Genomic DNA, 6,727 nt, shown 5'->3' with positions numbered 1-6,727 from the left:
CCGTTGCCACCTGTCCCACATCTCCGACTTCTGCTCGTCCGTATAAAACGTTCGCCGACGATACTTCATGCTCAACACTCCATCCTTCCAGAAAGACTAAAGTGTTGCGCTGACCCGTTGAACTCACCGGGACAATGCTGCCTTTAAAACACAAATGTGCTATGATGCTAACCGAAGTGGCAAAACTGAGAGGAGTACTATGCGACAGTATTTCTGCCGGACTCTGATTGCACTTTTGTTTCTGGGCGGCATGACAAGTACAGCCCTCGCATTGACAACAACGTGGTACGTCAGTGGTGCATTCGAAAGTAGCAATAATACCAATCCAGCGCTGATTGGCAGTTTCGACTTTGATCCAGATACGTCCACTGCCTCAAACGTATCCCTGACGGCCAACAGCGGCCAAACTTTGACCAATTGCTGTCAGATTGACTGGGACAAAGTTGTCTTTGGATGGGCAGGCCAGGCAACTTACGTGCCTGCTGACAACCGGTTCTACACGTTTTTTTATATCGATCAGTTTCAGGCAAATAACCCAACCCCGGCGACCGCTGCTTTGGGATTGGTGTTCAGCGGCAATCCCGCTTCATTGACCTTACTGAACGGTGTACTCGGCGGGCAATCCGACCAAGGCTACTGTTCCATAACCAACGGCTCGTGTGACGGAATTAACAGGAGTGGCGGTGCTCTTTTTCCACATCGTGACCTAATATCGCTTACTATGACGACGACACCACCTGCGGGCGTGGCACCTGTACCGCTACCAGCCACAGGATGGTTATTGTTAGGCGGCATTGGTGCGTTCGCGGCATTTCGGCGTCGCTCTATGAGGGCTCAAAGTAGACAGTCTTAATTCACTATAGGGAAGCAATTTCGGCTGTGGGCTCAGAACAGACATCTGGCACATTCAGTAGGGTTCACAGACCGATCCGGTGTGCCCAATAGTAGAAATGCGGGACAAAGCGACCGCTCGTTGCAGGTCGGAACATAGCGGCCAAAATGAACGACTGCTCGACGGGCACAACGTTCATTTTACCCGGTAGTCATGGGCATTAATTCAGTGCAGCGCTTTTTCCATAAGCAGCCAATTCTTGGCCGCCGTTTGCCAGCCCTTGCCGACGACCGCTTCCCTAGCGGTGGTTGCATAGCCTCGTTTTTCGTAGAACCGAATGGCGGTTGGGTTAGTGTCGATGACCAGCAGGCTAATCTTGGGTTTCCCGGCTGATCTTCCGAGATGTTCTGCTATATCCATCAAACGTGTTGCCAAACCTCTGCCAAAGTAATCGGGGTCGGTTGCTATTCCGTGCAGGTACCATGTCCCTTTTGCCTTTGAAAACAGCGTCATCAATGGCCTAAGCATTTCATCCATACCCGGCACATGTGGGTTTGGTGACTCTGCCATGGGATACGAAATCAGCATCGCTCCGATCCTGCCATCGAAATGTGCGACTATGGTATTACCTTCGTTGACAAATGCGATTTGTGCTCGGCGTCCAAAGTCTTCTGCTGTTTCATCTTCTCCAGCCAATCTTGACCAAAGATGCTCGACAAAACCCGGTACGGTAGATTTTGCGAGCGGGAGGATTTCGTCAATGTCGCCAAGCGTAGCAATCTTGAATGGCGCATCGAGTACAACATCGGCAACTGGCATAGCAAAACCCGCAGAAAGAACGATAGGAAAGCGTTTGCACTACTCGTTTTAGCACCGGCCCACCTGTTTGTCTGCATTGAGCTCAAAGCAGACAATCAACTCGCTTGGTATAAAAAAGGCCGCTCCTTTCGAAACAGCCTTTTACCCACTGTCACTTGAAAGAGGATCAGGCGTTCAGAACAGCGTGTTCTGTGGCGACAATTGCACCGAAAGCTTCAGGTTCGTGGACAGCCAGTTTCAAGCAACGAGAACAGGTTAGAACTTCGCTACGATTGGCTTCGGCTCAAATGCTCAGCAATGTACGAACTCCAATCTTCCCCTGTTTAGTTGAACAATCTTCAAAGGCTGATTTCCGGGATACGCACATCCCTGGGGTCCTCGGAGTAATCAAAGTTGTCGAACACCCAGCGCATCGTGCGTTTGACCGCATCTTTTGACTTTTCGTCATAGAAATCGGAAACCGGCACGTCGCCCCATTTGCGGATTCCCTTGTTGAATTCAGGCAAGGGCTCCAGCGGCTTTTCAAACCCCAATTTGGTCGCGATGCGCGTCAGATCGTCGGACAGGCATTCGTAGCGGATTGCATCCTGGGCCACGAACTGGTCGTCAATCATGACAATATCCGTATCCGTCGCATAGCGGGGTCGCACACAAAACTGGCGGAACGCGGACCTGACCTCGTCAAAACTGTCCGATTTAGCAATTGCATCCTCACGTCGAAGCCAGAAGAAGTGGGATACGACGCGATCAAACGGATTGCGAACCGCTGTAAACCGGAAATACGAATCCCATTTCTCTTGGCCCAAACGCCGCCGCACGCGAGCGGCGGGGATATGCGGTCGCCATCCATCTGGGGCAGGCCCGCGGGCAACACCCTCTCCGTACCGGCTTTCGGAAAGATCCAGAGGCAGATCGTCATCCAGTTTCGTGCAGAAGGGGAATAACGCACGCTCAATACTTGTACCGGCCGTTTTCCGGGATTTCAGAAAGACGAATTTATACTTGTTGCTTATGGCAACCATTTCTTCACCTGCTCGAATTTCCTTTTGAGTGCATTCTATCAACCCGGATTCCCATAATCGTTCTGAGACCCCTTTTTCCGACGCTTCAGGACGAGACTTTTAACGAGAAAGCCGTGCGTTTCCAGCCTTACCTTTCAGCAAAAGCGAAAGGTGTTGTTATCGGACGAAACCATGAAACCCATTTGGAAAGAATCCCGAAACAGCGCATCCTGCCTGAATCCTTCTATTCCGGCTTGACGGGCAGGCGTTGAAAGACGACCGTGTCGTCGCATTCGCAGCAGGACAAACAATGAAAACGCTTTTGTGTGTTGGTGACTCACATTCCCGGCTTATCGGAACAAAACCAACCGGATCGCGTTTCAGGTATGGACGGGTCAGCGCGATCGAGGTCAGTGGGTTCGACACGGCCAATGTCGTCAGCATCAAGGGCGCAACTGCTGCGGGCTTTTACCCCAAAAAGGACCGACAATCTTCTTTTTCCCGTGTGGCGCGTGCGATCAGACGGCTTGATCCCGATGTCATCTGTTTCGGCTTTGGGCAGGTCGATGCGGAACTCAGTTGTTATTTTGTGGCGCTAAGAGACAATATCCCGTTGGAGGACGCCATCAAGTCCCGGTTGAATTCATTTCCACGCTATATGGAGTCCTGCGGGAAAGCGGCAGGGCACCGACAGATCGTAGTCAAAGGCCTCAATACTGCGACGCTGCAAGATTCCAAGGCTATGCGCAAAATGTTGCACCGCCGGATCCGCGCCCCTCTTGAACTGCCACGAGGGCAATTCAGCCAGAAGATCGAAAACCTCGGTATCACTCTGGAGAGGCATTGGAAAATCAATGCCGACATCTCCGCCGGCTTGCGACAGGCAGCGGAGGCTCAGGGCTTTCCATACTTTGACCTGCGCAAAGTGACCAGTCTGGAGGGTAAACCCGGGCTATCGAAACCCGAATATTGTTTGGGTGGAGGGGACGTTCACCTGCGCCAGTCCGCCGGGATTGAGCATCAGCTCTCGCAAGGTCTGGCACGGGCGGCGACCAACAGCGTGACCTGCACCGCAACCTGAAGCAGATCGGCGAAAAAAAGGGTCGTCCCACAAGAACGACCCTTTTATCACTGTCTCTCGAAAGAGGATCAGGCGCTCAGAGCGGCCTGTGCTTTGGCAACGATCGCGCCGAACGCTTCCGGTTCGTGCACGGCCAGGTCGGCCAAAACTTTACGGTCCACTTCAATGCCGGCCAGGTTCAGGCCGTTGATGAAGCGGGAATAGGTCAGAGCCTCGTCATGCGAACGCACAGCAGCGTTGATACGCTGGATCCACAGAGCGCGGAAGTTGCGCTTGCGGTTCTTGCGGTCACGGGTTGCATACTGGTTGGCCTTGTCGACGGCCTGAGTAGCAACTTTGAAAGTGCTCTTGCGGCGACCATAATAGCCTTTGGCGGCCTTGATGATCTTCTTGTGACGGGCGTGAGTTACGGTTCCACCTTTAACGCGGGACATCTCTTAATCTCCTCTTAGCGGTCGTAGGGCATGTAGCCCTTGACGATCTTTGCGTCGGGGGCGGACAGGGTGGTGGTGCCACGGGCGTCGCGGATGAATTTCTTGGTCCGCTTGATCATGCCGTGCCGTTTACCGGCCTGGCCTGCCATGACCTTGCCGGTCGCAGTCACCTTGAAGCGCTTTTTGGCGCTCGACTTCGTCTTCATCTTAGGCATTTCCGTCTCCTTTCAGGGTTCGGTACAAAACGCGACTCGGCATGCCATCTCGGCCGGTCACGCGATCAGAAGCGCCGTTTACGCAAGTTCGGTCATACTGGCAAGGGGGTTTTGACCAGAATCTGCGCTTTTCGCTGATTGGTCAGACACCGGGGCGACATAGCCGCCCCGGTGGTTTGGTTCAATGGCTGTATTTGCGGATTTCTCCGCTCTTCAGCCGTGCAGCGTAGCTGGCCAGTTCTTCACGCACCACTTTCATCAGGAAGTAGAGCGCAAAGACGTTCACAACCGCCATCGCAAAGATCGCCGCGTCCGAGAAGTCGATGACCGGGCCAAGGTTGGCCGCCGCGCCAATCACAACGAAGACGCAAAAGATGACCTTGAAAACCAGCTCCTTGGTGTGGCCTTCCCCGAACAGATAGGTCCAGGCCTTGAGGCCGTAATAGGACCAGCTGATCATGGTCGAAAAGGCAAACAGAACCACCGCGATAGCCAGCACATAGGGGAACCAGCTGAAGGCGCTGCCAAAGGCCGCCGAGGTCAGGCTGACGCCCGAATTGCCGTCTACCGTAGCGATCCCGGAACCATCTTCTGTCAGCATGTACAGGCCGGTGGCCGGGTCGATGACCAGTTGTTGGGTGATGATGATCACCAGAGCGGTCATGGTACAGATCACGACAGTGTCGATGAACGGCTCCAGCAACGAGACAAAGCCCTCGGTGATCGGTTCTTTGGTCCGCACTGCCGAGTGTGCAATCGCCGCGGAACCAACACCCGCCTCGTTCGAGAACGCCGCCCGACGGAAGCCCTGGATCAGCGCACCGACCATACCGCCCGCAACGCCGAGTCCGGTAAAGGCGCCCGCGAAGATCTGGCCAAAGGCCCAGCCGATCTGGTCCGAATGCATGATGATAATGACCAGAGCCGCAGCTACGTACATGATCCCCATGAACGGTACGACCTTTTCGGTCACCCGCGCGATGGATTTCAGGCCACCCACGATCACAGCGAACACGATACCTGCAAACACGAGGCCGGTAATCCAGCCGGGATAGTCGCCGGTAATGCCCGCGATCTGCTGGTGTGCCTGGTTGGCCTGGAACATGTTGCCCCCGCCCAGCGCGCCAAGAATACAGAAAATCGAGAACAGAACCGCCAGAATCTTACCACCCGGCAACCCCAACTCGCTGAAACCCTTGGACATGTAATACATCGGTCCACCGGAAACGGTGCCGTCGTCGTATTCGTTGCGGTACTTCACACCCAGCGTACACTCGGTGAATTTAGACGCCATGCCCAGCAGGCCCGCCATGATCATCCAGAAAGTCGCCCCGGGTCCGCCAATGCCAACGGCAACGGCCACACCGGCAATGTTGCCAAGACCGACTGTACCCGACAACGCAGTGGCAAGAGCCTGAAAGTGGCTGACTTCACCCGCGTCGTTGGGATCGGAATAGTCCCCCTTTACAAGGCTGATCGCATGGCCAAAGAACCGCAGCTGCACAAAGGCGAAGTACAGGGTGAAAACCGTCGCCGCGATGACGAGCCAACCCACAATCCATGGGAACCCAGTTCCCGGGAACGGCGCGAAGATAAAGCTGACAAATGGCCCGGTGAAATCAGCAAATGCCTGATTGATCTTGTCGTCCAGACCGGGTGCCTCCTGCGCGGCAGCCGGACTGGCGATCAGGGCGGCGATCATAGCCAGACCCAGATGTTTCAACATATTCATTCTCGTCCCTCCCCCTCAGTTCACTACTGTGACCGGAACATCGGCATGCATGACAAGATTCTGGGTCGAGCTGCCGAAGAGGCGTTTCTTGAACCCATCCGCCGACGCGCGACCAACGATAATCTGCGTCCCGCCGTTTTCGACTGTGATCGCGTTCAGCGTCTCTGCCACGTCGCCGTGTCGCACAATGCCTTTTGCCGTAAAGCCGGCTTTGGTCAATGCTTCGACAGCCGGTGTGACGATCCGTGTCGTCGCCAGTTCAACCTCTTCTTCGCGCCGCTTATGGCGCAATGCGTTTTCTTCTGGTGTTTGAAAAGTAAATGGGGACCATTCGATGACATAGACCACCAGTAATTCGCACGTCCCAATCCGCTCAGCCAGGTCTTTGGCAAAGGCAATCGCACGTTCTCCGGTTTCTGTCCCGTCCAGTCCTATGACAATTTTTGTTGTCATGACGTTTCTCCAGTTTTTTTTCGTTGGGTCGAGGCCCGTGCCCTCGACAAGGCAGCCGGAGCTTGGAACACAATTGCGGGCTGCCTTCAGACAAGTATCAGGAAAAATCACTAGGAAATGGGGATAAATTTAGTCTATATTCAGTGAATAATGTCGAATT

General features: G+C 54.2%; 8 protein-coding genes. 2 read left to right on the top strand and 6 right to left on the bottom strand.

Going from position 1 to position 6,727, the window contains the following annotated elements; translation table 11 throughout:
• Positions 1-199: 199 nt before the first annotated feature.
• Positions 200-853 carry a VPLPA-CTERM sorting domain-containing protein gene (locus GOX66_RS22345; protein WP_237212730.1) on the top strand — a complete coding sequence of 218 codons (654 nt, stop codon included), beginning with the start codon at positions 200-202 and terminating at the stop codon, positions 851-853.
• A 204-nt stretch (positions 854-1,057) separates the two neighbouring features.
• On the opposite strand, the gene GOX66_RS22340 is transcribed toward GOX66_RS22345, so the two are convergent.
• A complete protein-coding gene (locus GOX66_RS22340; protein ID WP_170765616.1) occupies positions 1,058-1,651 on the bottom strand; it encodes a GNAT family N-acetyltransferase in 594 nt (197 codons plus the stop codon).
• 338 nt (positions 1,652-1,989) lie between these two features.
• Positions 1,990-2,673, bottom strand: coding sequence for a sulfotransferase family 2 domain-containing protein (locus GOX66_RS22335; protein WP_170765614.1), 684 nt, complete (start codon positions 2,671-2,673; stop codon positions 1,990-1,992).
• 289 nt (positions 2,674-2,962) lie between these two features.
• Here GOX66_RS22335 and GOX66_RS22330 point away from each other — a divergent pair, with 289 nt between their 5' ends.
• Positions 2,963-3,733 carry a hypothetical protein gene (locus GOX66_RS22330; RefSeq protein WP_170765612.1) on the top strand — a complete coding sequence of 257 codons (771 nt, stop codon included), beginning with the start codon at positions 2,963-2,965 and terminating at the stop codon, positions 3,731-3,733.
• A 68-nt stretch (positions 3,734-3,801) separates the two neighbouring features.
• On the opposite strand, the gene rplT is transcribed toward GOX66_RS22330, so the two are convergent.
• From rplT to GOX66_RS22310, 4 genes are all read right to left on the bottom strand, one after another.
• Positions 3,802-4,167, bottom strand: coding sequence for a 50S ribosomal protein L20 (gene rplT, locus GOX66_RS22325; RefSeq protein ID WP_170765610.1), 366 nt, complete (start codon positions 4,165-4,167; stop codon positions 3,802-3,804).
• Positions 4,168-4,181: 14 nt separating this feature from the next.
• Positions 4,182-4,382 carry a 50S ribosomal protein L35 gene (gene rpmI, locus GOX66_RS22320; RefSeq protein WP_005981143.1) on the bottom strand — a complete coding sequence of 67 codons (201 nt, stop codon included), beginning with the start codon at positions 4,380-4,382 and terminating at the stop codon, positions 4,182-4,184.
• Between the two features lie 181 nt (positions 4,383-4,563).
• Positions 4,564-6,114: an alanine/glycine:cation symporter family protein gene (locus tag GOX66_RS22315; RefSeq protein ID WP_170765609.1), complete on the bottom strand. Its 1,551-nt coding sequence runs from the start codon at positions 6,112-6,114 to the stop codon at positions 4,564-4,566.
• 15 nt (positions 6,115-6,129) lie between these two features.
• Entirely contained in the window at positions 6,130-6,567 is a 438-nt protein-coding gene (locus GOX66_RS22310) for a universal stress protein (protein ID WP_170765608.1), read from the bottom strand.
• Positions 6,568-6,727: the final 160 nt, after the last annotated feature.

Source organism: Ruegeria lacuscaerulensis, from assembly GCF_013031245.1.
Taxonomy (GTDB): Bacteria; Pseudomonadota; Alphaproteobacteria; order Rhodobacterales; family Rhodobacteraceae; genus Ruegeria; species Ruegeria lacuscaerulensis_C.
Note: the sequence above shows the minus strand (reverse complement) of the source record. Positions and strands in the feature narration are given on the sequence as shown.

Excerpts from the sequence above, each read along its gene's own strand:
- GOX66_RS22345 (WP_237212730.1), top strand. The coding sequence starts at position 200 with ATGCGACAGTATTTCTGCCGGACTCTGATTGCACTTTTGTTTCTGGGC.
- GOX66_RS22340 (WP_170765616.1), bottom strand. The coding sequence starts at position 1,651 with ATGCCAGTTGCCGATGTTGTACTCGATGCGCCATTCAAGATTGCTACG.
- GOX66_RS22335 (WP_170765614.1), bottom strand. The coding sequence starts at position 2,673 with ATGGTTGCCATAAGCAACAAGTATAAATTCGTCTTTCTGAAATCCCGG.
- GOX66_RS22330 (WP_170765612.1), top strand. The coding sequence starts at position 2,963 with ATGAAAACGCTTTTGTGTGTTGGTGACTCACATTCCCGGCTTATCGGA.
- rplT (WP_170765610.1), bottom strand. The coding sequence starts at position 4,167 with ATGTCCCGCGTTAAAGGTGGAACCGTAACTCACGCCCGTCACAAGAAG.
- rpmI (WP_005981143.1), bottom strand. The coding sequence starts at position 4,382 with ATGCCTAAGATGAAGACGAAGTCGAGCGCCAAAAAGCGCTTCAAGGTG.
- GOX66_RS22315 (WP_170765609.1), bottom strand. The coding sequence starts at position 6,114 with ATGAATATGTTGAAACATCTGGGTCTGGCTATGATCGCCGCCCTGATC.
- GOX66_RS22310 (WP_170765608.1), bottom strand. The coding sequence starts at position 6,567 with ATGACAACAAAAATTGTCATAGGACTGGACGGGACAGAAACCGGAGAA.